22 protein-coding genes are annotated in these 22353 nt (G+C 61.3%); 19 read left to right on the top strand and 3 right to left on the bottom strand.

From position 1 onward, the window contains the following. Positions 1 to 28 precede the first annotated feature (28 nt). The 5 genes from ACORLH_RS17870 to ACORLH_RS17850 all read left to right on the top strand — a co-directional run bounded on the left by ACORLH_RS17870 (position 29) and on the right by ACORLH_RS17850 (position 4421). Complete coding sequence (locus tag ACORLH_RS17870) at positions 29 to 877, top strand: GNAT family N-acetyltransferase (protein WP_321829718.1); 849 nt, start codon at positions 29 to 31, stop codon at positions 875 to 877. 2 nt (positions 878 to 879) lie between these two features. Continuing rightward, positions 880 to 1395 carry a hypothetical protein gene (locus tag ACORLH_RS17865; RefSeq protein WP_321829717.1) on the top strand — a complete coding sequence of 172 codons (516 nt, stop codon included), beginning with the start codon at positions 880 to 882 and terminating at the stop codon, positions 1393 to 1395. Positions 1396 to 1487: 92 nt separating this feature from the next. Then, on the top strand, positions 1488 to 2858 hold the full coding sequence (locus ACORLH_RS17860; RefSeq protein WP_321829716.1) for a glutamate--cysteine ligase: 1371 nt from the start codon (positions 1488 to 1490) through the stop codon (positions 2856 to 2858). A gap of 139 nt (positions 2859 to 2997) precedes the next feature. Further along, entirely contained in the window at positions 2998 to 3342 is a 345-nt protein-coding gene (locus tag ACORLH_RS17855) for a hypothetical protein (protein ID WP_321829715.1), read from the top strand. 98 nt (positions 3343 to 3440) lie between these two features. Next, positions 3441 to 4421, top strand: coding sequence for a DUF4105 domain-containing protein (locus ACORLH_RS17850; protein WP_321829714.1), 981 nt, complete (start codon positions 3441 to 3443; stop codon positions 4419 to 4421). Between the two features lie 64 nt (positions 4422 to 4485). Here ACORLH_RS17850 and ACORLH_RS17845 read toward each other — a convergent pair whose 3' ends face one another. Then, positions 4486 to 4959 (bottom strand): YHS domain-containing (seleno)protein, encoded by a 474-nt coding sequence (locus ACORLH_RS17845; RefSeq protein ID WP_321829713.1) that lies wholly within the window; start codon positions 4957 to 4959, stop codon positions 4486 to 4488. Positions 4960 to 5280: 321 nt separating this feature from the next. On the opposite strand from ACORLH_RS17845, the gene ACORLH_RS17840 reads away from it, so the two are divergent. The 11 genes from ACORLH_RS17840 to ACORLH_RS17790 all read left to right on the top strand — a co-directional run bounded on the left by ACORLH_RS17840 (position 5281) and on the right by ACORLH_RS17790 (position 16908). Then, on the top strand, positions 5281 to 6240 hold the full coding sequence (locus tag ACORLH_RS17840; RefSeq protein ID WP_321829712.1) for an aspartate carbamoyltransferase catalytic subunit: 960 nt from the start codon (positions 5281 to 5283) through the stop codon (positions 6238 to 6240). Positions 6241 to 6378: 138 nt separating this feature from the next. After that, a complete protein-coding gene (locus tag ACORLH_RS17835; protein WP_321829711.1) occupies positions 6379 to 6945 on the top strand; it encodes a hypothetical protein in 567 nt (188 codons plus the stop codon). Beyond that, positions 6945 to 7382, top strand: coding sequence for a hypothetical protein (locus tag ACORLH_RS17830; protein ID WP_321829710.1), 438 nt, complete (start codon positions 6945 to 6947; stop codon positions 7380 to 7382). Before ACORLH_RS17835 ends, ACORLH_RS17830 begins: the two co-directional genes overlap by 1 nt. Before the next feature lie 29 nt (positions 7383 to 7411). Further along, the gene (locus ACORLH_RS17825; protein ID WP_321829709.1) at positions 7412 to 7966 is read left to right on the top strand and encodes an aspartate carbamoyltransferase catalytic subunit; all 555 of its coding nucleotides are present in this window, start codon (positions 7412 to 7414) and stop codon (positions 7964 to 7966) included. Between the two features lie 65 nt (positions 7967 to 8031). After that, positions 8032 to 9312: a dihydroorotase gene (gene pyrC, locus ACORLH_RS17820; protein WP_321829708.1), complete on the top strand. Its 1281-nt coding sequence runs from the start codon at positions 8032 to 8034 to the stop codon at positions 9310 to 9312. Next, the gene (plsY, locus tag ACORLH_RS17815; protein ID WP_321829707.1) at positions 9313 to 9918 is read left to right on the top strand and encodes a glycerol-3-phosphate 1-O-acyltransferase PlsY; all 606 of its coding nucleotides are present in this window, start codon (positions 9313 to 9315) and stop codon (positions 9916 to 9918) included. Between the two features lie 50 nt (positions 9919 to 9968). After that, positions 9969 to 10772, top strand: a complete 804-nt coding sequence (locus tag ACORLH_RS17810; protein ID WP_321832849.1) for a uracil-DNA glycosylase — start codon at positions 9969 to 9971, stop codon at positions 10770 to 10772. Beyond that, positions 10769 to 11392, top strand: a complete 624-nt coding sequence (locus tag ACORLH_RS17805; RefSeq protein WP_321829706.1) for a LysE family translocator — start codon at positions 10769 to 10771, stop codon at positions 11390 to 11392. Before ACORLH_RS17810 ends, ACORLH_RS17805 begins: the two co-directional genes overlap by 4 nt. Positions 11393 to 11396: 4 nt before the next feature. Continuing rightward, complete coding sequence (gene moaB / locus ACORLH_RS17800) at positions 11397 to 11939, top strand: molybdenum cofactor biosynthesis protein B (RefSeq protein WP_321829705.1); 543 nt, start codon at positions 11397 to 11399, stop codon at positions 11937 to 11939. A gap of 94 nt (positions 11940 to 12033) precedes the next feature. After that, complete coding sequence (locus ACORLH_RS17795; protein WP_321829704.1) at positions 12034 to 13494, top strand: efflux RND transporter periplasmic adaptor subunit; 1461 nt, start codon at positions 12034 to 12036, stop codon at positions 13492 to 13494. A 3-nt stretch (positions 13495 to 13497) separates the two neighbouring features. Continuing rightward, positions 13498 to 16908: an efflux RND transporter permease subunit gene (locus tag ACORLH_RS17790; RefSeq protein WP_321829703.1), complete on the top strand. Its 3411-nt coding sequence runs from the start codon at positions 13498 to 13500 to the stop codon at positions 16906 to 16908. Between the two features lie 50 nt (positions 16909 to 16958). On the opposite strand, the gene ACORLH_RS17785 is transcribed toward ACORLH_RS17790, so the two are convergent. Further along, entirely contained in the window at positions 16959 to 17780 is an 822-nt protein-coding gene (locus ACORLH_RS17785; protein WP_321829702.1) for a protein-disulfide reductase DsbD domain-containing protein, read from the bottom strand. Between the two features lie 142 nt (positions 17781 to 17922). Between ACORLH_RS17785 and ACORLH_RS17780 the strand changes: the two genes are divergently transcribed. Beyond that, positions 17923 to 18477: a YqgE/AlgH family protein gene (locus ACORLH_RS17780; RefSeq protein ID WP_321829701.1), complete on the top strand. Its 555-nt coding sequence runs from the start codon at positions 17923 to 17925 to the stop codon at positions 18475 to 18477. A 25-nt stretch (positions 18478 to 18502) separates the two neighbouring features. Here ACORLH_RS17780 and ACORLH_RS17775 read toward each other — a convergent pair whose 3' ends face one another. After that, positions 18503 to 19450: an L-threonylcarbamoyladenylate synthase gene (locus tag ACORLH_RS17775; RefSeq protein ID WP_321829700.1), complete on the bottom strand. Its 948-nt coding sequence runs from the start codon at positions 19448 to 19450 to the stop codon at positions 18503 to 18505. A gap of 130 nt (positions 19451 to 19580) precedes the next feature. Here ACORLH_RS17775 and ACORLH_RS17770 point away from each other — a divergent pair, with 130 nt between their 5' ends. Then, positions 19581 to 21275, top strand: coding sequence for an acyl-CoA dehydrogenase (locus tag ACORLH_RS17770; protein WP_321829699.1), 1695 nt, complete (start codon positions 19581 to 19583; stop codon positions 21273 to 21275). Beyond that, positions 21272 to 22336 (top strand): MBL fold metallo-hydrolase, encoded by a 1065-nt coding sequence (locus ACORLH_RS17765; RefSeq protein WP_321829698.1) that lies wholly within the window; start codon positions 21272 to 21274, stop codon positions 22334 to 22336. Before ACORLH_RS17770 ends, ACORLH_RS17765 begins: the two co-directional genes overlap by 4 nt. The last annotated feature ends 17 nt before the right edge of the window (positions 22337 to 22353 follow it).

Here is a 22353-nt window from a genome sequence, read left to right as displayed (position 1 = left end):
CTTTTGAGGTGAGAGTGGGAGGCCGCAGATGATCCGCCCTGCCGTGATGGATGATGCCCCCGCGCTGGGCGCGTTTCTGGCGCGCCATCCAAACAGCTCGATGTTTCTGCGCTCAAACCTTGCCACAGCAGGGATCGGCAATCTGGACCATCCGCATGGCACTTTCTTTCTGGTGCAGATGAAGCAGGGTGAGATCATGGGGACCTTTGGGGTGACCAACGAAGGCTACGCCATGTGTCAGGCGCCTGAGGCTGGCCCGGCGGAATGGCAGGCCTTTGCCCGTGGTGTTGCGGGGCGCAGGATCAGCGGCATCACCGGATCTGGCGCTCAGGTGTTGCAGGCGATCGACGCGCTGGCACTGCCCGCCGATCTCTTCTCCCTCAACCACGCGGAGCCGCTTTATCGGTTGGAGCTTTCACAGCTGGACCCACCGCAGGTGACCCTGCGCGCGCCTGAAACATTGGACATCGATCTGCTGATGCAGTGGTTTCTGGCTTATATGCAGGACACCGGGCTAGGTGGCGGCCCGGATATGGCGACCAAAGCGATTGAACGTGCGGTGAATGCAATCAAGGGCGATGTGACCCGCCTGCTGATCGTTGAGGGCAGGCCGGTGGCGATGACGGCCTTCAATGCCCGGTTTGAAGATATGGTGCAGATCGGCGGCGTTTATACCCCGCCAGAGCAGCGCAACCGGGGCTACGGACGGCAGGTGGTTGCGGCCCATCTGGCCGAGGCGCGCCAAGACGGTGTCAAAACCGCGATTTTGTTTTCCAACAATGATGCGGCCTCAAAGGCATATGAATCCATTGGATTTCAGCGCGTTGGCAGCTACCGTGTGGCCGTGTTGAAAGAACCTGTGACCATAGGATCCTGAAGATGAGCTTTATGCGACCCGAAGCTGCCGAAGGGCTGCGCCGCTGGCGCGAGGTGCTGATCGCGGTCTTGATGACGGCGCTGGGTCTGCATTGGCTGCTGACCTCATTTGGCATTTTCAAAGCGCTGGGGGCCTTGATTACGATTCTGGGCGTGGTCTGGATTGTCCTGTCGGTGCGTCGTGCGCGGTTTGACCGTGGCGGCGGTGGCGCGGGCGTCGTGACCGTGGACGAAGGCCGCGTGGCCTATTTCGGGCCCGAAACCGGCGGCACCCTGGCCATTGCGGGGCTGGTTTCGATCCGCATGGTGGTCAATGACGATGGATCCAAGAATTGGTATCTGCTGGCGCAAGACACCACGCCGCTTGACATTCCCGTGAACGCCGAGGGCGCAGATGCGCTGTTTGACGTGTTCTCGAACCTGCCGAGCCTTGATATGAAGGTGGTTCAGGCGGCGCTGGATCAGCCGCTCGCTGAGGACGTGCTGTTGTGGCATGTTGAGATGCGCAAGCTGCATTGACAATCTTCTATATTGGCCACAAGTCTTGCGGCCTGAATATGTGAATATCTGCCTGACCATAGCGGCGACACGCAGCAACAACGGAGCAAGCCATGTCCATTCCTCAATCCGGCGGCGGGCCAATCGAACATCGTGACCAGCTGGCTGAATTTCTGGCGTCTGGCTGCAAGCCAAAGGACGACTGGCGCATCGGCACCGAGCATGAGAAGTTCGGCTACTGCAAGGACACGCTGAAGCCGATCCCTTATGAAGGCGAACGGTCCGTGCTGGCCGTTCTGGAAGGGCTGCGCGATGGCCATGGCTGGCAGCCGGTTGAAGAGGCGGGCAAGCTGATCGGCCTGCAAAAAGACGGTGCCAATGTCTCGCTTGAACCGGGCGGGCAGCTGGAATTGTCGGGCGCGCCGCTGGAAAGCATTCACCAGACCTGTGATGAGGTGAACCAGCACCTGAAAGACGTCAAAGACATCGCCGATAAGGTGGGTGTGGGCTTCATCGGTTTGGGCGCCGCCCCGATCTGGAACCATGAGCAGATGCCGGTGATGCCCAAGGGCCGCTATAAGCTGATGACCTCCTACATGGATGAGGTTGGCACCATGGGGAAATCCATGATGTACCGGACCTGCACCGTACAGGTGAACCTCGACTTCGCGTCAGAGGCCGACATGGTACAGAAGTTCCGCGTGGCACTGGCGCTGCAGCCGGTGGCGACTGCGCTTTTTGCCAATTCCCCCTTCTTTGACGGCAAGGTCAACGGGCACAAAAGCTGGCGCTCGAACGTGTGGCGCCACCTTGATGACGCGCGCACCGGCATGCTGCCTTTCGTGTTTGAGGACGGCATGGGCTTTGAACGCTATGTCGACTATGCGCTGGATGTGCCGATGTATTTTGTCTACCGCGACGGCCAATACATCAACGCGCTGGGCCAGTCGTTCCGGGACTTCCTGAAAGGTGAATTGCCCGCGCTGCCTGGTGAGGTGCCGACGCTCAGCGATTGGGCGGATCACCTGACCACAGCCTTCCCTGAGGCGCGGATCAAGAAATACATGGAAATGCGCGGTGCCGATGGCGGCCCTTGGCGTCGTCTGTGTGCCTTGCCGGCCTTCTGGGTGGGGATGATGTATGATCAGTCTTCGCTCGATGCGGCCTGGGATCTTGCCAAAGGCTGGGATGCAGAAACCCGCGAAGCGTTGCGCGTTGCGGCCTCGGTTGACGGGTTGCAGGCGCAGGTCGGCAACATCAACATGCACGATCTGGCCCGCGAGGTTCTGAAAATCTCAGAATCAGGGCTGGTGGCCCGCGCCAAAGAGGGCACCGGGGGCTTGGTGCCGAATGAGACGCATTTCCTCAACGCCCTGAAGGAATCGGTGGAAACCGGTCAAGTGCCCGCGGATGAGCTGCTGGCGCGCTACCACGGCGACTGGGACGGCGATCTGAGCAAGATCTACGGCGAATACAGCTACTGATCGGTGCACACCGTACACCGATTTGAAGGGGCGGGATCTGATGCAGATCGCGCCCTTTTTCGTCGCGCGGCAGAAATCACACCCGGCCTTTGGGAAATCTGTGCCAAGATAGGCGACAGATTTTCAGGAGGGTTTGTTGATGGCATTTGATCGTATCCGCAGGGCGCTGGTTCTGGGCGCCGCACTCAGCACGGTTGCCGGCATGGCTTTGGCGCAATCGGTTGCCGGGCAATATCGCGTCGAAGGGCGCAATCCCGATGGCTCCGCCTATAGCGGCACCGTGGTGATTTCCGAACAGGGCAATGCCGTGCAGTTCAACTGGCGCGTTGGCGCCTCGACCTACTTGGGATCAGGCACCCGCAATGGCGATGTGATCTGGGTGGATTGGGGCAGCCAGTATCCGGTTGTCTATGTGCGTATGCCCAGCGGTCAGCTACATGGTACATGGGAAAATGGCACCGCGCTGGAACGGCTGCTGCCCTAGGCGTGTTGCCTTAATTTTTGTGGGAAGTGCACGGCGTGACCCTCTAGCATGGTGCGCAGTGCATTTACCTGCGCGCTGCAGCGGCCTAGAAGCATAGCATGACACATTTTTTTATCCGTTTTCTTCCTTCCTTGATCCTGTTTTTTGCGATCTTGGCCCTCACACTCTGGTCAGCGATGGCCATCTGGTTAAACGCATCTGGGCTTCTGCGTGTGGTGCTTCTTGTTGGGATTTTTGCTTCGGCACTCGGCGCTTGGATATTGCAGCGTCACAAACGGCGGCTGGCCTGGGGGCTTTGGTCGCTGACGGCCCTGGTGGTGCTGGGCTGGTACCAGACAATCCAGCCGCGCCATGACCGTGAATGGGCCGCTGACGTGGCCCACGGGGTGCAGGCCCGTGTGGCTGGCGATATCGTCACCCTGTCGAACCTCAGGGATTTTGACTGGCAGGACCGCAACACCGCGCAGGAGCGCTGGGTCGCGCAAAGCTATGACCTGACGCAATTGACCAGCGTCGATATGTTCACCTCGGTCTGGAGCAATCCTGACATCGCGCATCTCTTGGTCAGTTTCGGATTTGCAGATGGCGAACATGTTGCGTTTTCGGTGGAAATTCGCCGCGAAGCTCATGAGGTCTTTAATGAGATTGGCGGGTTCTTCCGCCAGTTTGAACTGGTCCTGATCGGCGCCAAGGAGCGTGACATCGTGCAGTTGCGTGTCGATCATCGCGGGGAGGCGGTGCGCCGTTTCCCGGTCACCCTGACCGCAGAACAGCGCCGCGACATGTTCATGTCTTACGTTGAACTGGCTCAGGATCTGGAACAGCAGCCGCAGTTTTACAATACGATTGCCGCCAATTGCACAACGGTGGTCTATGGTTTGGCGCGGACCTTAAAATCGGACCTGCCAATGGATCTGAGCCTGATCCTGTCAGGCCGCCTGCCGCATTACCTTGAGGATCTTGGTGTACTGGGCGGGGAGGGCGATATGCAATCCCGGTTCGACGCGGCGCTTTTGCCGACGGGGGCCGATCAGGCCTACCCGGATCTGTCCTACGCGCAATCCATTCGCCAGCCCTAGGCGAAAAGGCAAAAGAAAAGGCGGCCCCGAAACCGGGACCGCCTCTCCGTGAGTGAGAGCCGCTTTAGTTCTGCAGCTCGGCCGGATCTTTGAACTCGATCTCACCCCATTTTACATCGGCGGTGTCGATGAAACCGGTGACGTCCTCTTCCCAACGGGCCTGAACGCCGCTGGACAGGTTGAGGAACAACTCACCGTCGACGATCTTCCAGATCTCAGGATCGCCGTCGAACTTGAAGCCCATCGCAGTGCCAAAGGCGCAGTAGCCACCGTACTGGGGGGCATAGGCCTCAGGATTGGCGTCAAACTTGGCCTTGTGCTCTTCCGAGACGAAGCGGTAGGTTGCATCTGCGTAGGTTGAGGTGATCTGCCAGTCGCCGGGGGTCGGTTCCCCCAGGGTGAAATAAGCAACCGGATCATAGCCGCGCAGGGCCAGGCCGGTGGAGGTGGCGTTAACGTCCACACCCGCGGCAAAGGCGGTGCTGGTCAGCGCTACGGTTACGGCAAGACCGCCGATGAGCGATTTGATTGCGTTCATGATGTCATTCCTTTGAAGTAGGGCCGTTCAGCGTAATTCCGATACGGCCGGTCAATGTGCAAAAGGCAGCGTAATTGCGGTGCCTTGATCCCCAGATGGACCAAGCGGCGCTCACATTCAAAACAACATGAATTGAGTGTTTGGATCTGCAAAAAGCCTGTGCGCAGAAGGGGATACACGATCTGGTGAGGGATGCGTGAGCAGGCGCGTTAACCAGACCACTGCGGGAACGGGCCGCAAACTGCCGCAGCGCCGCAGCGTTGCCTTGCCCCGTGGTCCCCGGCTTCCTATAAGCGGGCAAACACCGCATTGGAGAGGGCCATGAGTTTTACGCAGAAGCACCTTCTGGGGATCGAGCCCCTGCATCCGATGGAAATCACCGCCATTCTGGATCTGGCGGACCAATATGTTGACCTCAACCGCCGCGAGCAGAAACACTCTGACGCGCTGCAGGGGCTGACGCAGATCAATATGTTCTTTGAAAACTCCACCCGGACGCAGGCCAGTTTTGAACTGGCGGGCAAACGTCTGGGGGCGGATGTGATGAACATGGCGATGCAAGCGTCTTCGATCAAAAAGGGTGAGACCCTGATTGATACGGCGCTGACCCTGAACGCGATGCACCCTGATCTGCTGGTGGTGCGGCACCCGCATTCCGGCGCAGTGGACCTGCTGGCGCAGAAGGTGAATTGCGCGGTGTTGAACGCCGGTGACGGCAAGCATGAACACCCCACGCAGGCCCTGCTGGACGCGCTGACAATTCGCCGTGCCAAGGGCCGGTTGCATCGCCTGAACATCGCGATCTGTGGTGACATTGCCCACAGCCGTGTAGCCCGTTCGAACCTGATCCTCTTGGGTAAAATGGAAAACCGCGTGCGTCTGGTTGGCCCGCCGACCCTGATGCCCTCGCAGATCGATCAGTTCGGCGTTGAGGTCTACCACGACATGGAGGAAGGCCTGAAAGACGTTGATGTTGTGATGATGCTGCGCCTTCAGAAAGAGCGGATGGACGGTGGCTTCATCCCGTCTGAGCGTGAGTATTACCATCGCTATGGTCTGGACGCTGAAAAGCTGAGCCACGCCAAAGACGACGCCATCGTCATGCACCCTGGACCGATGAACCGTGGCGTGGAAATTGACGGCACCATTGCCGATGACATCAACCGCTCGGTCATTCAGGAACAGGTCGAAATGGGTGTAGCCGTACGTATGGCGGCGATGGACCTTTTGGCACGCAACCTGCGGGCGGCGCGTGCAGCAACCAAAGAAGTGGAGGTCTGATTATGGAAGATCCCAAAGATCCGCGTATGTCGGGCCGCGTGGCCTCGATCGCGCTTTTGGTCATGTTTATCTTTGTTGGCTTGATGGTGTGGATCAGCTGATGGCTGACGGGCGATTATCCCGCGAAGGGGCCGGAACATGATGGATCTCCTCTCTGTCCGGCCGGATGAGCTGCGCGGTGTGCGCATGTTCAGCGTTGCGGCCGACCGGGCTGAACTGGACCGGTTGCAGGCCATCCTCGCTGAGGCAGAGCCGGGACTGGCTGAAGGCTATCTGGCCGACATCCTTGGCGCGCCAGCTATTGATGCCACCCGGGTTGAGGTGTTTGATCTTGAGGATCTGTCGAACTTCGGTCTGGTGAATTACTTGGTCAAGGCCAACGGGTTGCCCGCCGAGGCGGTGGAGCCTGACCGCGCCCGCCTGGAAGCGCTGAGCGGTGTTGTGCTGCTGCTTTATCCCGGTGCCTTCCGGGATCAGGTGCTGACCCTTCAGCCGGCGGAGGTGCTGACGCCTGTCGGTGCCTGGGACGAAGATATCCCCGATCTGGAATTTACCCCGCTGCGATCTGAGGCAGCCAAAGGCCAACTGGCGGATGCGCCCCCGGCCGAACCTGTGAAAGCCCCGCGCTGGGTCGCCTGGCTGGTGGCCGTGATGGTCCTGCTGGGGTTGATCGCGGTTTATGCCGCCGTGGCAGGAGGAAATTGATGCAGCCTGAGATGACACCAACCACCGCCCTAGAGGATGGGGAAACCGTCCTGCATTCCTTCTACCCCAGCGGTTCGGCCTATTGGCGCGATCATGCTTGGCTGGCAGCAGGGGCGATGGGCTGTGGCATGGCGATACTGATGTTGCTGGGCAATCCACATGTCTGGACCGGGGCCATTGGCGGTTTGGCAGCCATTGCGGTACGTGGATTTTATCTGGCCTCGGATGAGTTGAAGGCCCGGTGGGACCTGACCGAAACCCGCCTTTTGGGGCCCCAGGGCCGCGCCGTGCGACTGGGTGAGATCGCCAAAATCCGCAAACTGGGTTCGGCCGTGCAGGTGGTCACCCTGTCTGGCGACAAACACCTGTTGAAATTTCAACAGGATCGGGATGACACTATTGCCCGGATAGAACGCGCAAAAGCCGTGGCAGGCTAAGCCGTCACGGCAGCAGAGGGAGGTCACAGATGTCAGAACAGACAAGCGGCTGGGAAGGCCTGTTGGACCCCGGCGAAGAAATCCTCTGGCAAGGGCGCCCTGATGGCGCCATCGTGTTCCGCCCGCGCAATGTGATGATGTTTTTCTTCGGTCTGATGTTTGCCGGCTTTGCCCTGTTCTGGATGATCATGGCCAGCCAGGCCGGTGGTCTGTTCTGGATGTTCGGCCTGCTGCATTTCAGCGTCGGGGTGGGCATCAGTTTCGGCGGCATCTGGGGACCGGCCTACAAACGCCGCCACACCTGGTACACGCTGACCAATCAACGCGCCTTCATCGCATCGGACATGCCAATTGTCGGAAAGAAGCTGCAAAGCTACCCGATCACCCGTGAAATGGTGCTGGAGTTTGTCGATGAACCGCTGGCCTCGGTCCATTTTGCAAACAAGCGCAAACGGACCAAAAATGGCTCGTATCTGGTGCCGATCGGGTTTGAGCGCATTGCCGATGGGCGCGACGTGTATCGCATGATGCGGGACATCCAGCGCGCGGATCGTCAGAAGGATCGTTCAGCGGATAACGCTTAGCCCTTTCCTCAACGACCGAACCCCAATAAGAGACGCCTAACATTGCCTCAGAGGAAGGATTTCCCATGACCACGATCTTGTTCACCAATGTGCACCTTGTGGATCCTGAGGCAGGCAATGTGGTCCTTGGCACCCTGTTGGTGCAGGACGGCGTCATTGCCGGTCACGGTCAGGAACTGGCGGTGCCTGATGGGGCGCAGGTGGTTGACGGGCAGGGCAAATACCTGGCGCCGGGCATCGTGGACATTGGCGTTAAGGTCTGTGAGCCGGGCGAGCGGCACAAGGAAAGCTTCCGCTCAGCGGGGCTGGCCGCTGCCGCCGGGGGCGTCACCACTATTGTGACCCGCCCGGACACCACGCCTACCATCGACAATCCCGAAACATTGGAATTTGTCACCCGCCGCGCGCAGGAGGCAGCCCCGGTCAATGTGGTGCCGATGGCTGCGTTGACCAAGGACCGTGCAGGCCGGGAAATGACTGAAATCGGCTTTCTGCAGGATGCCGGTGCCGTGGCCTTCACCGATTGCGATCATGTGGTCACCGATACCAAGGTGCTGATGCGCGCGCTGTCTTACGCCAAATCGCTGGGTGCGCTGGTGCTGGGGCATCCGCAGGAACCCATCCTTTCAAAAGGCGCGGCGGTCACCTCGGGCAAGTTTGCCTCCTTGCGGGGCTTGCCCGCGGTTTCGGCCATGGCGGAACGGATGGGGCTAGATCGTGACATCGCCCTGCTGGAGATGACAGGCGCGAAGTATCATTTTGACCAGATCACCACCGCACGGGCGCTGCCGGCGCTGGAACGGGCGAAAAACAACGGTCTGGATGTGACGGCGGGCACCTCAATCCACCATCTGACGCTGAATGAATTTGACGTCGCTGACTACCGCACCTTCTTCAAGGTGAAGCCGCCCTTGCGGGCTGAGGACGATCGTCTGGCCATCGTAGAGGCATTGCGCCACGGGTTGATTGACGTGATCAGTTCCTTCCACACCCCCCAGGATGAGGAAAGCAAGCGCCTGCCGTTTGAGGAAGCCGCCAGCGGCGCGGTGGGGCTGGAAACCTTCCTGCCTGCAGTTCTGCGGCTTTATCACTCGGGCGATCTGACGCTGCCGCAACTGTGGCGCGCCATGGCGCTGAACCCGGCAAACCGTCTGGGTCTGGCGGCCGGGCGGTTGTCAAACGGGGCACCGGCGGATCTGGTGTTGTTTGACCCGGATGCGCCATTTGTGATGGATCGGTTCAAACTGCAGTCGAAATCGAAAAATACCCCCTTTGACGGGCAGCGGTTGCAGGGCAAGGTGCTGGCAACAATTGTGAACGGCAAACCTGTCTTCGGAGATCTGTAAATGCCTGAAATCCTGTCCTCTGTTCCGACCCTGGGCCTCTGGGGGGTGATTGGCTACCTGCTGGGCTCCATTCCGTTTGGGATGGTGCTGGCGGCTGTGATGGGGCTGGGCAATCTGCGCGACATCGGTTCTGGTAACATCGGCGCCACCAATGTCCTGCGTACCGGCAGCAAGAAGGCGGCGGCGCTGACACTGATCCTGGATGGCGGCAAAGCGGCAGTGGCCGTTCTGCTGGCCCGTGCCTTTGCGGGTGAAGATGCGGCGCAGCTGGCTGGGTTGGCAGCCTTCATCGGCCATTGCTTCCCGGTCTGGCTGAAATTCAAAGGCGGCAAAGGCGTTGCGACCTTCCTTGGCCTGTTGCTGGCCCTGGCATGGCCGGTGGGTCTGGCCTCCTGCGTGACCTGGCTGGTGGCGGCGGTGATTGGGCGCATTTCCTCGCTGTCGGCGCTGGTTGCTGCGGCGGCCTCAACCTTCTGGATGGTGCTTTTGGGGCATGGCGACATGATGTTTATGGGGGCTGCGCTGACGCTGCTGATCTTCTGGACGCACCGCGCCAATATTTCCCGTCTGCGCAAAGGCGAAGAGCCAAAAATCGGCCAGAAATGATCGCCCTTTTCCCTGTCCGCTCGGCAGGTTAGCTTGGCGGCATGGAACAGGTGGAATCGGCACTCGACTATCATGTGGCTCTGGCCATGCTGGACTGGCAGATTGAGCTGGGGGCCGATGAGGTGCTGTCTGAAGCACCGGTTAACCGCTATGAATTGCAGCAAAGCCAGCCAAAACAGGCGCCTGCCGGACCTGATGGCAAACGCCGCCCACCCACGCCCGTTGCGAAACCCAAGGTAGATCCCGTCGCTGATGCCAAGAAACTGGCCGCAGCAGCGCAGGATCTGGCAGGGCTGCGCGCGGCGCTTGAAGGTTTTGAGCATTGCGAGTTGAAACAGGCGGCCCGCCAGCTGATCCTGTCCGAAGGCAGCGTGGACGCCCGGGTGATGGTGATCGGCGAAGCACCGGGCCGCGATGAAGACCGGGAAGGCCGCCCTTTCGCGGGGCGCACCGGCGCATTGCTGGATAAGATGCTGGCCGCAATCAACCTGTCCCGAAGTGGCGAAGGTGCCGCGGCGGCCTATCTGACCACCGTCTTGCCGTGGCGCGGCCCGACCAATCGCGATGCCTCCCCCGCTGAGGTGGCGATGATGAAGCCGTTTCTGGAACGCCACATCGCCTTGCAAAAGCCTGAGGTCATTGTGCTGATGGGCAATCTGCCCTGTCAGGCGTTGCTGGCCAAACGGGGCATCTCCCGTCTGCGCGGGCAATGGACCGAAGTGCAGGTGACCGGCGGGCCAGCTATCCCTGCATTGCCGATGATGAACCCGGAACGGCTGATGCGAAATCCCAATGCCAAACGTGATGCCTGGGCCGATCTGCTGTCCCTGCGCGCCAAACTGGATGCCCTATGAGTGTTGATCCGATTGTCCTACTGACCTTTGTTCCTGCAGCTTTGGCGCTGAACCTGACGCCGGGGGCCGATATGATGTTTTGCCTGGGGCAGGGCCTGCGCTCGGGCGCGCGGCCGGCAGTTGCGGCCAGCGCCGGTATTTCCGTGGGCGCCTTTGTGCATGCCGCCTTGGCAGGTCTGGGACTGTCGGCGCTGATTGCGGCGCTGCCCTGGGCCTTTGATGTGATCCGCTGGATCGGTGTGGCCTATCTGCTGTTTCTGGCCTGGCAGTCGCTGCGGCAGGGCCCGCTGGATGCCACCGCCGCGCCCGCCCCAGCCCTGCGCGCCTTTAAGGAAGGGCTGCTGGTGAACCTTACCAACCCCAAAGTGATCCTCTTCGTGCTGGCCTTCGTACCACAGTTCGTGGATCCCACACGCGGGGCAGTTTTGATGCAGTTTCTGATATTTGGCGCGGTGCTGGCGCTGGGGGGCTTTATCGTGAACGGGCTGGTCGGCGTCTTCGCCGGCGGCATTGGCCGCCGCCTGACGCGAAGCCCGGGCTTTGCCCGCTGGCTGGGCCGCGTGAGCGCAGGGATTTTTGCCGGGCTGGCACTGCGCCTTGCCCTGCTGGAACGAGGGTAAAGAGATGTCGCGTATCGACGAAAGCAAAGAGTTCATTGCGGTGCGGATTGCCGTGCTGACGGTATCGGACACCCGCGAGCTGAGTGAGGATCGCTCGGGCGATACGCTGGTTGGCCGGATCGAAGGCGCGGGTCACATCGTGGCAGACCGCAAGATCATTCGCGACGAACGGGGTGAAATTGCAGATCAGCTGCGGGCCTGGATCGCCGACCCGGAGGTGGATGTTATCATTTCCACAGGCGGCACCGGTCTGACCGGTCGCGATGTGACCGTCGAAGCCCATCGCGACGTCTATGAAAAAGAGATTGAGGCATTTGGCACCGTCTTCACCATAGTCTCGATGCAGAAGATCGGCACCTCCGCCGTGCAAAGCCGCGCCACCGGCGGGGTTGCGGGCGGCACCTACCTCTTTGCGCTGCCCGGCAGCCCCGGCGCCTGCAAAGATGCCTGGGACGACATTCTGGCGTTGCAACTGGACTATCGCCACCGTCCCTGCAACTTCGTGGAAATTTTTCCACGTTTAGACGAACATCAGCGACGGAAATAAAATTTTCGCTCGTATCAGTACCTAGACTTGGCTTTGTCAGATCGGGATTTACCTATTTGACAGGGCCTTACACGTTGTGCGCAAGGGAAGAGACATGCGTTTTCTGCGACAAAGCCTTACCGGGCTTTTCCTCATGGCCGTCACCATCGGCCTGTTATTTTACGCCGTAACGCTGGTGCGGGGCGCCGTCGAAGACAGCCTGGAACAGGACAGTCGCCGTGGTCAGGGCCGCGAACGCGTCTTTGCTGTATCTGTTCTCACTGCTGAACCCCAAACCGTTTCGCCGACCCTGCAGGCCTATGGCCAGATCGAAAGCCGCCGCTCCTTGGTACTGCGCGCTGCTGTCTCAGGCCCGGTGGTGGAACTAGCCGATAACATGACCGAAGGCGGCGTTGTGTCGGCCGGTCAGATGCTTCTGCGGATCGATCCGGTGGACGCGCAGGCCGCCTTGGACCGCGCCCAGGCGGATTTGCAGGACAGTGAGGCTGAAACCCGCGATGCCGACCGCGCCCTGGAACTGGCCCAGGCGGATCTGACCGCAGCGCAGGAACAGGCGGCCCTGCGCCAAAAAGCGTTTGAGCGGCAACAGGGGCTGCAGGCCCGTGGCGTTGTAACAGATACAGCCGTGGAAACCGCGGAACTGGCCGCAGCCTCGGCGCGTCAATCCGTGGTCACCCGCCGTCAGTCACTGGCCCAGGCTGAGGCCCGCGTGGACAAGGCCGCCACCGGTCTGGCCCGCGCTACCATTGCCCGGGACGAAGCGCAACGGAATTTGGATGACACGGTGCTCCGGGCAGAATTTGACGGCACGCTTTCGGATGTTTCGGTTGTGGCCGGCGGGCTGGTCAACACCAACGAACAATTGGCACAGCTGGTGGATGGGCAAACGCTGGAGGTGGCCTTCCGCGTTTATACCGCACAGTACGCGCGCCTGCTGGATGACGCCGGCCGTCTGCGTCCGGCCCCGGTTGAAGTCTCACTGGATGTGAGCGGCATCGACCTGTCGACCAAAGGGCAGCTTAGCCGTGACAGTGCAGCGGTGGCCGAAGGCCAAAGCGGCCGTTTGATTTTCGCCACGCTTGACAGTCCGCGCGGCATGAAACCCGGTGATTTTGTCACCGTCGCAGTGGAGGAGCCGCCGCTGGATCGGGTGGTTCAGCTGCCGTCCAAAGCACTTGGCAGCGATGGCCGCGTGCTGATCATCGGCGAAGGTGACCGGCTTGAGGCCGTGGAGGTCACACTGCTGCGGCGTCAGGGCGATGACGTTTTGGTACGCGCGCGTGGCCTTGCCGGGCGTCAGGTGGTCAAGGAACGCACGCCCTTGTTGGGCGCCGGGATCAAAGTGCGGCCTCTGGCCCCCGCCGGTGCTGAAGCGGCGACAGATGAGCCGCAGACCGTCGCGCTGACCGCAGAACGCCGCGCCAAATTGGTTGCCTTTGTTGAGGCCAACAAACGAATGCCGGTCGATGCCAAGGAGCGCATCCTGAACGCCCTGAAAGAAGAGCAGGTGCCAACCCAGATGGTGCAACGCCTCGAAGACCGGATGGGGAGCTAAGCCATGGTGCGCGAAATCCCATCGGCGGCGGGCGGCATCCTGTCCTATTTCACCCGCCACAAAACCGTCGCCAACCTATTGCTGGTGGTGCTTTTGGTGCTGGGCATGGCGGTTGTGCCGCAGATGCGGGCGCAGTTCTTCCCTGATGTTGTGGTCGATGATGTCTCTGTCTCGGTCACATGGGACGGGGCCGGGGCCGAAGACGTGGACGCCGCCATTGTGCAGGTGTTGGAACCTGCCTTGCTGGCGGTTGAGGGCGTCGAAAGCTCTTCCAGCACCAGCCGCGAAGGGCGTGCCAGCGTCAATCTGGAGTTTGAGCCGGGCTGGGACATGGCCCGCGCTGCCGATGATGTGCAATCGGCCGTTGATGCGATCACCACCTTGCCCGAAGACGCCGAAGACCCAAACGTGCGCCGGGGGGCTTGGCGGGACCGGGTGACCGATGTGGTTATCACCGGCCCGGTGGAACCGCGTCAGCTGGGCCTCTTTGCTGATGAGTTCGTGACCCGGCTTTTTGCCGAAGGCGTGACGCGCACCACAATTCGCGGCGTTGTCGCGACCGAGGTACTGGTTGAAGTGCCCTCGTTGAAACTGATCGCCCATGACGTGACCATGGCGCAGATCTCGGATGCGATTGCACAGGAGGTGGATGCCGATCCGGCGGGGGATGTGGCCGGGGCCAATGCGCGGGTGCGCACCGGTGTGGCCAAACGCACCCCGGATGAGATTGAACAGATCGTTCTGCGCACCAATGAAGATGGCTCCAACCTGACCGTCGGTGACGTGGCGACGGTGTCTCAACTGGGGCCAGACCGGGCGCGCAGCTATTTTGTCGGCGACAATCCGGCGGTTTCTGTCCGGGTGGACCGAACGGCAACCGGTGATGCGATCCGCATGCAATATCAGGTCGAGGACGTGGCAGAGGCGCTGAACGCGACCCTGCCCGATGGCGTTTCGATCGATCTGATCCGCACCCGAGCCGAGGCCATCTCGGGCCGTTTGAACCTCCTGTTGGACAACGGTTTGATGGGGCTGGGGCTGGTGGTTCTGCTGCTGTTCTTGTTCCTCAATGCGCGCACCGCCTTCTGGGTGGCGGCGGGGATCCCAGTTGCGATGCTGGCAGCTGTGACGCTGATGTATGTCGGCGGGTTGACGATCAACATGATCTCGCTCTTTGCGCTGATCATCACCCTTGGGATCGTTGTGGATGACGCCATTGTGGTCGGTGAACATGCCGATGCCCGTCTGCGCAAATTTGGCGATAGCCCGGTGGAGGCTGCAGAAAACGCCGCCCGCCGCATGGCGATGCCGGTCTTTGCAGCGACGCTGACCACCATCATTGCCTTCTTTGGTCTGACTGCGATCTCTGGCCGGTTTGGCGATCTGATTGCGGATATTCCCTTTACGGTGATCGCCGTTCTGGCGGCCTCCCTGGTGGAGTGTTTCCTGATCCTGCCCAACCACATGGCCCACGCGCTGAAGCACCAGTACAAGGACCATTGGTACGATTGGCCCAGCCGGGTGGTGAACCGCGGGTTCCGCTGGATGCGCGACCATGCGTTCCGCCCGTTCATGCGGTTTGTGATCTGGGCGCGCTACCCGGTGCTGGCGATGGCGGTTGTCCTGCTTGCGTCGCAGGCGGCGCTGTTCCTGAAGGGTGATGTCACCTGGCGGTTCTTCAACGCGCCTGAGCGCAGCTCGGTCACCGGCAACTTCGCCATGCTGGAAGGCGCAACGCGCGACGATTCCATCGCGATGATGAAGGAGATGCAGCGCGCAACCGAGGCGGTGAACCAGCGATTGCAGCAGCAATACGGTTGGGAGCCGGTGGACTATGTCATCACTGAGGTGGGTGGCAACGCCGGCCGCGGCCTCAGCGGTGCGGACAGCAAAGATGCGGACCTTTTGGGGGCGATTTCCATTGAGCTGATCGATGCGGACCTGCGCCTGAAGCAGGACGGCAGCCCCTATTCCAGTTTTGCCTTTGTGGCCGAGCTGCAGGATGAGGTGCGCAAACACCCGCTGGCCGAAACCCTCAGCTTCCGTGGCTGGCGGTCGGGGCCAGGCGGGGATTCGCTGGACGTTCAGTTCTACGGCGCAACGGCGGAGGTGTTGAAGCAGGCCAGTGAAGATCTGCAAACGGCCTTGGCGGAATACCCCGAGGTGTCAGCGGTTGAGGACAATCTGGCCTACGACAAGGAAGAGCTGATCCTTGAATTGACCGCACAGGGGCAGGCACTTGGCTTTACCATTGACGGGCTGGGCCGCGTGCTGCGCAACCGTCTGAACGGGATTGAGGCCGCAACCTTCCCCGATGGGCCACGCAGCGCTGCCATCCGGGTTGAACTGCCCGAAGATGAGCTGACCGCTGATTTCCTAGACCGCAGCCAGATGCGTAGCCCAACCGGCGTTTACGCGCCGCTGTCGGATCTGGTCACGGTCACCTCACGCAGCGGGTTCTCAACCGTGCGTCGGGAAAACGGCATCCGACTGATCTCGGTCACTGGCGATATATCCGAGGATGATCCGGTCCGGGCCGAAGCGATCTCAACCGCGCTGGAAACCGAAATTCTGCCGACCATCGCCAGCGAACGTCAGGTTGAGTTCCGCCTGTCCGGTCTGGCTGAGCAGGAAGAAAGCTTCCTCAATGAGGCGCGCACAGGTCTGTTTCTGTGTCTGACCGGCATTTATCTGGTTCTGGCCTGGGTCTTCGCCAGCTGGACCCGGCCATTGGTGGTTATGGCTGTCATTCCCTTTGGCCTCGTCGGGGCGATCTGGGGGCATTACATCTGGGATGTGCCGCTATCGATGTTCTCGGTCGTGGGACTGTTGGGCATGACGGGGATTATCATCAACGACTCGATTGTTCTGGTGACCACCATTGATGACTACGCCAAAGACCGCGGGTTGCTGCCCTCAATCCTGGATGGGGCGGCGGACCGTCTGCGCCCGGTGATGCTGACAACGCTGACCACGGTTTTGGGGCTTGCGCCGCTGCTGTATGAGGCCTCCAGTCAGGCGCAGTTCCTGCGGCCGACCGTTGTGACGCTGGTCTATGGTCTGGGCTTCGGCATGGTGCTGGTGCTTCTGGTTGTTCCGGCGGTGATTGCCGCGCAGCAGGACGTTGCGCGCCAGTTTGCAGCCCTGCGTCATGCGGTGAAGGCCAAACCGTTGCGTCTGCCGTTTGCGGCGGCTCTGGCTGTGCTGGCGCTTTGGCTGGTTCCGACACTGGGCCATGTGGCGATCTATGACACGGTGGCACCGCAAATCCTGCAGGCCGCGCCAGCGCTTGCGGAGCTTCCCGCGCTGCCGGTTGCCTTGATGCTGTACCTGTCGCTTGCGGTGGTGCTGGTGCTGCTGCTCTACATCGCAGCCAGTCTTAGGATCGCGCTCAGACGGCGTGCAAATGCGTAACGAAATAAGGCGGGCCATGGCCCGCCTTTTCTATCTCAATGGATCTGTGGTTATCCCGCGACGCAGCCCCGCACATCCACCGCCCGGTTTTGGCCTAGAACCGTAAACCGCAGGCTGGAGCGGTCCAGCGCCAGCGCGTCGCCCTCCACATGCATCATTTCGGTTTCCACCGTCAGCATATTGCCGTGGCGCGAAACATCGGCTTCGGCCACCCAGACCAGCGGGTCGCCCACTTCAACCACCGCATATTCCTGCCCGCCAGTATCCGGCAGCTGCAACTCGGCCCGCAGGGCCATGCCGTCAACGGTTGGGCGCAGGTGACAATGGGCGGTACGCAGCCCGGCCTCAGACGCGGGCATCGGGCGATCGCGAAGCGCGGCCTCAATCCGGGGATCGGCGCCGCTGACCGAGGGGGGCAGTTCCACGTTGATCGACAGTTCCGCCGGCACGCAGACGTCGCGGCACACCCCCATCATCAAACGCCCTTTGAGCCGGATCGTTTCACCTGTCTGCGAAGGCCTAAGCAACACCGGCAGCAGGAGCGAGCGTTGATACCCGACCGAGCGCATACCGTTCTGGCTGAACACCTCAGGCGTTGGCCAATGCGGTGTCATCGCGGCCAGATTGCGGCTGCCGGACAGTTCAAACATCGGCGGGATCCCAGCATCGCCGGGCGCGCGCCAGTAGGTTTTCCAGCCCGCGGCCAGATCGATCTGCAATGCCGCCACACGGCTGCCGTCATCGCGCGTCCAGCCGGGCAACACGGTCAACTGCGCCATATCCGGCTGCCAGCTCTCGGCCAAGGCCGCCGCACCGCAGCTCAGGCTCAGCGCCATACCAGCGAAAAAGGGGAACAATCGGGTCTTTCTCATACGCAACGGTCTGCGGCAGAATCGGACGTTTGCCAACTCACATTCCAGAGATTGAATTGTGACTGCGGCTTTTTTCACCCGCCATTCTGGACCTTAGCCCATGCGCTGCCTATTCTCATACTATCAGAGGAGCAAAGCCCAGATGGATCTCACCGGACAGTTGTTGATTGCAATGCCAGGCATGGGGGACACCCGTTTTGAACATGCTGTGGTGTTGATCTGTGCCCATTCCGAAGAGGGGGCAATGGGGCTGATCATCAACAAACCCACCGAAGACGTGGCGCTGGCCGATCTGCTGGAACAGGTCAAAATCACCCCGGTGGAGGGCGCGCCTGAGTTGGGCGTGCACTTTGGCGGGCCGGTTGAAACCGGGCGTGGCTTTGTGCTGCATGGGCGCGATTACCGCTCGGCGCTGAACACTCTGGATGTTTCGGGCCGCTTTGGTCTGACCGCGACGCTGGATGTGCTGGAGGATCTGGCCGCCGGTGAGGGGCCGAAGAACGCCATTGTTGCCCTGGGCTACTCCGGCTGGGGGCCGGGCCAGCTGGAGGATGAGATTTCTCACAACGGCTGGCTGACCTGCGCGGCCAGTTCTGAGCTGGTGTTCACCACCGCCGATGACGCCAAGTGGGAGGCTGCGCTGCACAGCATTGGCGTGGAGGCGCTGCTGCTCTCCGCGGATGCGGGGCACGCCTGATTTACGCACCTCGGGACGTGTACTTTCAGCGCGGCGCGGCGGCCCGGCGCAACCGGTCGTTGATCGCACGGCCCAACCCAACCTCAGGGATGGGGGAGACGGCGATGCCGCGCGGGCCTTTGGCATCCAGCGCATGCAGGTGATGAAACAGGTTCGCTGCCGCCTCGGTCAGATCGCCCGCCGCGGATAGGTTCAGCGCACAGTCGACCTTGCCAAACCCCAACAACAGCTCATCCGCCGCAACATCGGTTGCGTTCAACCGGACCGAGGCGCCGGGGGCGTAATGCGATGTCATCTGCCCTGGCGCGATCAAAGGATCACCGGATTGATGCAGTTTCACGGGACCGCCAAGGCAGGCCTCGATCGCCTCCTGCGGCAGACCGCCGGGCCGCAGCAGGACAGGTTCGTCAAACAGGCCAAGGATGGTGGATTCCACCCCAACCAGGCAGGCGCCGCCGTCCAGAATGCCTTCGATCCGGCCGTTTAGCCCGGCGTTAACGTGGTCTGCGGTGGTGGGGCTGATTTTGCCCGATGGGTTGGCCGAGGGGGCCGCTAGGGGACCGTCAAACATGGCCAGCAGCTGATGCGCCAGGGGATGGGCCGGCACCCGCACGGCCAGGGTCGGCAGGTCAGCGGTCACCAAAGGCGACAGGCCGCTGTCTTCGCGCAGGGGCAGCACCAGAGTCAGCGCGCCGGGCCAGAAGGCCTGGGCCAGCTGATCCGCCAGATCAGACCAGATGACGTAACGTTTCGCCGCCTCAGCATCCGCAACATGCACGATCAACGGGTTGAAGCGGGGGCGTCCCTTGGCCTCAAAAATCCGCGCTACAGCCAGATCATTGCGCGCATCTGCGGCCAAGCCATAGACTGTCTCTGTTGGCATGGCGATCAACCCGCCAGCGTTCAACAAAGCGGCCGCACGGGCGACACCAGCATGATCTGGGGCCAAATGCTCGGTCTCAAGAGGGCTCATTGGGGTGCTCATGATCTATGACGCCGCGTTTTGATTGAGTGGACGGGGGGCTTCCGCCTAGGTTGCCCCGCAAATCAAATGCATACATGCGGCCCCTCCCGATTCCAAGCCGCAGCCAGGAGGAATACCAATGAGCTACCGTGCCCAGGTGGAAGATATCCGATTCATCTTCGACAATGTTGCCCCGGTCGAGCAGCTGCGCGCGACCGAGCGTTTTGCCGAGGTCAGCGCCGACCTGTCTGATGCTGTGCTCGATGGCATGGGCAAACTGTGCGAAGAGGTGATCTACCCCACCGCGCGCGACGGGGACCTGACCCCGGCCAAATTGGAAAACGGTGTGGTGCGCACCTCGCCCGGGTTCAAAGAAGCCTTTGAAGCCATTGCCGAGGGCGGCTGGGTTGCTGTCTCCGGCCCAGAAGCGCAGGGCGGTATGGGGCTGCCGATTGCCTATACGACTGCGTTTAACGAAATGATGTCGTCCTCCAACATGGCGCTGGGGCTGTGCCCGCTGCTGACGCAGGGCCAGGTCGAGGCGCTGGAACATCACGCCTCGGATGAGCTGAAAGAGCACTATCTGCCCAAGTTGATCAGCGGGGAATGGACCGGCACCATGAACCTGACGGAGCCGGGTGCAGGCTCCGACGTGGGCGCGCTGAAATCCAAGGCGGAGCCCAATGGCGATGGCACCTATGCGATTTCGGGGCAGAAGATCTTTATCACCTGGGGTGACCATGATTTCGGCGGCAACGTCTGCCATCTGGTGCTGGCCCGCCTGCCCGACGGCGTGAAAGGCACCAAAGGCATCAGCCTGTTCATGGTTCCAAAATATCTGCTGGATGAAAACGGCAACCCCGGTGTCGCCAATGACCTGAAGGTGGTCAGCCTGGAACACAAACTGGGCATCCACGGCTCACCCACTGCGGTGATGCAGTTTGACGGCGCCAAAGGCTGGCTTGTTGGCGAAGAACACAAAGGCATGGCCGCGATGTTCACCATGATGAACAACGCCCGTCTTGGTGTCGCCTCGCAAGGCGTAGGCATTGCCGAAGCCGCCTATCAGAAGGCGCTGGATTACGCCAAAGAACGCCAGCAGTTCGGCCCGATCGTGAACCACGCCGATGTGCGCCGGATGCTGATCGGCATGAAGGCCGATACCTTTGCGGCGCGTTCGATCGTGATGTCCTGCGCCATCGCCTTGGACATGGCCACCGCCACCGGCACGCCGGAATGGAAGGCACGCGCGGCCCTGTTGACCCCAATCGCCAAATCCTTCGCCACCGAAGTGGGCATCGATGTGGCCGAGGAGGGTGTTCAGGTCCACGGCGGCATGGGCTTCATCGAAGAAACCGGCGCAGCGCAGTTCAGCCGTGATGTGCGCATCACCGCGATCTATGAGGGCACCAACGGCATTCAGGCGATGGACCTTGTGGGCCGCAAGATGATGGACGGGGGCGAAGCCGCCAACGTGCTGCTGGATGAGATTGAGGCCGAGGTGGAAGCCGCCCGCGCCGCCATGCCGGAGCTGGCCGAGCCCGTCTGGCAGGCCTGCGAGTCGCTGCGCGAAGCGGTGGAATGGCTGGTCAGCCAGAGCGATATGAACACCCGCTTTGCCGGCTCCGTGCCCTTCCTGATGGCCTTTGGCCGGGTTCTGGGTGCCTATTACCATATGAAGGCTGCGCTGGCTGAGGGTGGCGAAGGCCCACGGTCGAAACTGGCGCGGTTCTACATCCGCCGACTGCTGCCGCAGCATGTCTCTTATCTGGAACATGCGCGCGCTGGGGCAGATGACCTCTACGCCTTCAGTCTGGAAGAACTGGAAGCATGAGTTTGGATACCAAATCGGAACGCGCAGCCCTGAACGGGCTGCGTTATCCTTTTGAGGCCCCGGAAAACGGCAGCGCCCTTGAGGTGGCCGAAGGGATACTGTGGATCCGCATGCCGCTGCCCATGGCGCTGGATCACGTCAATATCTACGCGCTGGACGAAGGCGATCACTGGACGATTGTGGATGCAGGCGTCTATTCCAAACGTTCGGTCGCGATCTGGGAAAATCTGCTGGCCGGTGCCCTGGGTGGCAAACCGGTGGGCCGGGTGATCCTGACCCATCACCACCCCGACCATGTTGGAGCCGTGGGCTGGTTCCGTGACCGTTTTGATGCCGAATTGCTGACCACCCGCACCGCCTTTCTGACGGCGCGGATGTTGATCCTGGATGAGGAGGCTGAGCCGACAAAACAGGCCATCGCCTATTGGCGTAGCGCCGGCATGTCCGAAGAGATCATGCAGAAACGACTGAGCGAACGGCCGTTCAACTTTGCCGACATCAGCCATCCGCTGCCAGTGGGCTACACGCGGGTCCGGCAGGGCGATGTGATTCGCGCTGCCGGGCGCGATTGGGACGTTCATATCGGCAATGGCCACGCGCCCGAGCATCTGACGCTTTGGTCGCGCGATGACAATCTGGTGATCTCGGGCGATCAGATTCTGCCCTCGATCAGCCCCAACATCGGCGTTCACCCGACGGAGCCGGAGGCAGATCCCTTGGGCGAGTGGCTGGAAAGCTGCCTGCGTCTGCAGCCCCTCGCACGCGAGGATCATCTGGTGCTGGGCGGCCATAAAACACCCTTCACCGGTCTGCCACTGCGCATGCATCAGCTGATTGAAAACCACCACGGCGGATTGCGCCGCCTGCTGCAGTATCTGGAACAGCCACGCACCGCGGTGGAGTGTTTCCCACCGCTGTTCAAACGCAGCATTGATGGCGGCACCTATGGGCTGGCGATGGTCGAAGCGGTTGCGCATCTTAACCATCTGCATCACACAGGTGAGGTAACACGCGAAAGACGGGCAGATGGGGCCTGGCTGTGGCAGCGCAAGGCGCCATAACAGCCTCTCCTCGCCCT

It is taken from the genome of Thalassovita sp. (assembly GCF_963691685.1).
GTDB lineage: Bacteria > Pseudomonadota > Alphaproteobacteria > Rhodobacterales > Rhodobacteraceae > Thalassobius.
The sequence above is the reverse complement of the archived record's forward strand: the minus strand, read 5'-3'. Positions and strand labels throughout refer to the sequence as shown.

Coding starts and splice junctions, on each gene's coding strand:
- ACORLH_RS17770 (WP_321829699.1), top strand. CDS start 19,581: ATGAGCTACCGTGCCCAGGTGGAAGATATCCGATTCATCTTCGACAAT.
- moaB (WP_321829705.1), top strand. CDS start 11,397: ATGTCGCGTATCGACGAAAGCAAAGAGTTCATTGCGGTGCGGATTGCC.
- ACORLH_RS17855 (WP_321829715.1), top strand. CDS start 2,998: ATGGCATTTGATCGTATCCGCAGGGCGCTGGTTCTGGGCGCCGCACTC.
- pyrC (WP_321829708.1), top strand. CDS start 8,032: ATGACCACGATCTTGTTCACCAATGTGCACCTTGTGGATCCTGAGGCA.
- ACORLH_RS17785 (WP_321829702.1), bottom strand. CDS start 17,780: ATGAGAAAGACCCGATTGTTCCCCTTTTTCGCTGGTATGGCGCTGAGC.
- ACORLH_RS17765 (WP_321829698.1), top strand. CDS start 21,272: ATGAGTTTGGATACCAAATCGGAACGCGCAGCCCTGAACGGGCTGCGT.
- ACORLH_RS17860 (WP_321829716.1), top strand. CDS start 1,488: ATGTCCATTCCTCAATCCGGCGGCGGGCCAATCGAACATCGTGACCAG.
- ACORLH_RS17825 (WP_321829709.1), top strand. CDS start 7,412: ATGTCAGAACAGACAAGCGGCTGGGAAGGCCTGTTGGACCCCGGCGAA.
- ACORLH_RS17835 (WP_321829711.1), top strand. CDS start 6,379: ATGATGGATCTCCTCTCTGTCCGGCCGGATGAGCTGCGCGGTGTGCGC.
- ACORLH_RS17780 (WP_321829701.1), top strand. CDS start 17,923: ATGGATCTCACCGGACAGTTGTTGATTGCAATGCCAGGCATGGGGGAC.
- ACORLH_RS17830 (WP_321829710.1), top strand. CDS start 6,945: ATGCAGCCTGAGATGACACCAACCACCGCCCTAGAGGATGGGGAAACC.
- ACORLH_RS17865 (WP_321829717.1), top strand. CDS start 880: ATGAGCTTTATGCGACCCGAAGCTGCCGAAGGGCTGCGCCGCTGGCGC.
- ACORLH_RS17790 (WP_321829703.1), top strand. CDS start 13,498: ATGGTGCGCGAAATCCCATCGGCGGCGGGCGGCATCCTGTCCTATTTC.
- ACORLH_RS17845 (WP_321829713.1), bottom strand. CDS start 4,959: ATGAACGCAATCAAATCGCTCATCGGCGGTCTTGCCGTAACCGTAGCG.
- ACORLH_RS17870 (WP_321829718.1), top strand. CDS start 29: ATGATCCGCCCTGCCGTGATGGATGATGCCCCCGCGCTGGGCGCGTTT.
- plsY (WP_321829707.1), top strand. CDS start 9,313: ATGCCTGAAATCCTGTCCTCTGTTCCGACCCTGGGCCTCTGGGGGGTG.
- ACORLH_RS17795 (WP_321829704.1), top strand. CDS start 12,034: ATGCGTTTTCTGCGACAAAGCCTTACCGGGCTTTTCCTCATGGCCGTC.
- ACORLH_RS17775 (WP_321829700.1), bottom strand. CDS start 19,450: ATGAGCCCTCTTGAGACCGAGCATTTGGCCCCAGATCATGCTGGTGTC.
- ACORLH_RS17840 (WP_321829712.1), top strand. CDS start 5,281: ATGAGTTTTACGCAGAAGCACCTTCTGGGGATCGAGCCCCTGCATCCG.
- ACORLH_RS17850 (WP_321829714.1), top strand. CDS start 3,441: ATGACACATTTTTTTATCCGTTTTCTTCCTTCCTTGATCCTGTTTTTT.
- ACORLH_RS17805 (WP_321829706.1), top strand. CDS start 10,769: ATGAGTGTTGATCCGATTGTCCTACTGACCTTTGTTCCTGCAGCTTTG.